Origin of the sequence: Synechococcus sp. CB0205 (assembly GCF_000179255.1) — a bacterium.
Taxonomy (GTDB): domain Bacteria; phylum Cyanobacteriota; class Cyanobacteriia; order PCC-6307; family Cyanobiaceae; genus Vulcanococcus.
This window is the reverse complement of record NZ_ADXM01000072.1, coordinates 1-2,461: the sequence shown is the minus strand read 5'-3', so window position 1 is coordinate 2,461 and position 2,461 is coordinate 1. Positions and strand designations below refer to the sequence as shown.

Here is a 2,461-nt window from a genome sequence, read left to right as displayed (position 1 = left end):
CCCGCCCGCGGCCGTGGGCCGGCAGATGCAGCGGCAACCGGGGCCGGCGCGCCTGAAGCAGCTGCTGGAGCAACACCATTCCTAGAGTTTGCAACTTGCTGGCGGATTGGATGAGCACCTACGACCCGGGGCGTGACTTGCGCTGGCTGCTGCTGCGGCCCTGGCAGCTGGTCGGCCGCTTGGTCGTGGTGCTCAGCAGCCTGCTGAGCCTGGCGCTGGTGCTGGTCTTCCAGGCCAACAATCCCGACCCCAAGGTGCAGCAGCGCCTGGGGCAGAAGATTTTCACCACCCTGACGGGGTTGGGGCCCTGTTTCATCAAGGTGGGACAGGCCCTCTCCACCCGTCCGGACCTGGTGCGGCGCGACTGGCTGGATCAGCTGACCCAACTGCAGGACAACCTGCCGGCCTTCCCCCACGCCATCGCCCTGGAGACGATCGAGGCAGACCTGGGGGCACCGGTCCAGCAACTGTTTGAAGAGTTCCCGGACTACCCGGTAGCGGCCGCCAGCCTGGGCCAGGTGTACCGGGCCAAACCCGTCGGTGGGAACTGGGTAGCCGTGAAGGTGCAGCGCCCCAACCTCGAGCGGCAGCTGCGCCGGGACTTGGTGCTGATCCGGCTGCTGGGGGTGATGGCGGCTCCGCTGCTGCCCCTGAACCTGGGCTTTGGCCTGGGGGAAATCATTGATGAGTTCGGCAGATCCCTGTTTGAGGAGATCGACTACCGCAAGGAGGCCGACAACGCCGAGCGCTTCGCACGGATGTTCGAGGGCAATACGGCGGTGATCGTGCCGCGGGTGGACCGCAGCCTCTCGGGCCAGCGTGTGCTGACGACCACTTGGATCAACGGCACGAAACTGCAGCAGCGCCAGGAGCTCGAAGCCCAACACCTCGATCCCGCCTCCTTGATCCGCACGGGCGTGATCAGCGGGCTGCAGCAGCTGCTGGAGTTCGGCTACTTCCACGCTGATCCCCACCCAGGCAACCTCTTTGCCCTGCCGGGCAAGACCGGAGCCCTGGGCCATGTGGCCTACGTGGACTTCGGGATGATGGATTCGATCAGCAACAGCGATCGCCTGACCCTGACCGGGGCGGTGGTGCACTTGATCAACCGCGACTTTGAGGGCCTGGCTCAAGATTTCGTCGATCTGGGCTTCCTGAACGCGAAGACGGACCTCACCCCGATCATTCCCGCGCTTGAGGAGGTACTCGGCGGTGCGCTGGGGGAAAACGTCGGCTCCTTCAACTTCAAGGCGATCACCGATCGCTTCTCGGAGTTGATGTACGCCTACCCCTTCCGGGTGCCGGCCCGCTTTGCCCTGATCATCCGGGCGGTGGTCAGCCAGGAGGGCCTGGCGATGCGCCTGGACCCCAGCTTCCGGATCATCAACGTCGCCTATCCCTATGTGGCCCGGCGCCTGCTGGCGGGGGACACCGCCGAGATGCGCGAGAAGCTGATGGAGGTTTTGTTTGATCGGGACGGACGCCTGCAGCTGGAGCGCCTAGAGAACCTGCTGCAGGTGGTTGAGAACGACGACGGCGGCGGCGGTGCCACGGACCTGCTGCCGGTCGCCGGTGCGGGCCTGAAGCTGCTGGTGGGCGAAGAGGGCAAGAGCCTCAGGCAGCGGCTGCTGCTGACCCTGGTCCGCGACAACCGCCTAAACACCGACGACCTACGCGGCCTGATGCAACTGCTGGGCCGCACCTTCTCGCCGCGCCGCGTCGCTGGCCGCCTGCTCACTCGGCTGAACCCGCTGGCGGCTTAGGGTCAGCGCCACTTGAGTCCACACCGATGGCCCTGGCCCCGATCAACCTGAGCGAAGCCGCCCAGGACTTCGCGACAGGGGACTTCGGTGACCTGGAGCCGGGCGACATCCTGCTTGAATTCGCCCCGATGTTTCAGCCTCCCTACGTGCTGGCGGGGATTGGCCTGGCCATGGGGATCCTCTGCGGATTGACCTTCGCCAGGCTGGTTCAGAACAAGCTCGACGGCTGGAAGCAGGACCGGCTGGCACTGCTGCCCCTCGGGAATTTTGAAACCAACCTGCCCTACACGGGGATCATCGTTGGAATCACCCTGTTCATTGGCGGCAGCCTGCAGATCTTCGGCTTCTCCTCAGGAGCGGCATTGCTCGTGGCCTTCGTGCTGTCGATGGCGACGGCCGGCGCCCTCTGGGTCCAGCTGGAGCGGCTAATGAGCCAGGTGGAGAACGGCACATTCAGCGCCGTTGACTTCGACAACTTCGACGAGTTCTTCTAAGCCGCCAGATAGGCGTGCATCTCCTCGGAGCGGCGGCGTAGCTCCTCGTGGGCCTTGCGCTCGAGGCTGCGGGCACGGTCGCGGCTCATCTCAAGTGCACGGGCGATGGAGCTCAGGCTCATGGGCTCTTCGACATCAATGCCATAGCGCATCTTCAGCACGCGGCCCTGCAGGTCCGGCAGTTGGTCCAACAGTCCCCGCATG

3 protein-coding genes are annotated in these 2,461 nt (G+C 65.3%); 2 read left to right on the top strand and 1 reads right to left on the bottom strand.

Features of this window, described 5'->3' with window-relative positions; all coding sequences use genetic code 11:
- Nucleotides 1–110 precede the first annotated feature (110 nt).
- Together CB0205_RS0113870 and CB0205_RS0113865 are read left to right on the top strand one after the other, a co-directional pair.
- Nucleotides 111–1,763, top strand: a complete 1,653-nt coding sequence (locus CB0205_RS0113870) for an AarF/ABC1/UbiB kinase family protein (protein ID WP_010318167.1) — start codon at nt 111–113, stop codon at nt 1,761–1,763.
- Nucleotides 1,764–1,789: 26 nt separating this feature from the next.
- On the top strand, nt 1,790–2,257 hold the full coding sequence (locus tag CB0205_RS0113865; RefSeq protein WP_010318166.1) for a hypothetical protein: 468 nt from the start codon (nt 1,790–1,792) through the stop codon (nt 2,255–2,257).
- Here CB0205_RS0113865 and CB0205_RS0113860 read toward each other — a convergent pair.
- Nucleotides 2,254–2,461 (bottom strand): sigma factor-like helix-turn-helix DNA-binding protein (locus CB0205_RS0113860; protein ID WP_010318165.1); only part of this gene is annotated, 208 nt, incomplete at its 5' end. The two genes, CB0205_RS0113865 and CB0205_RS0113860, sit on opposite strands and share 4 nt — an antisense overlap.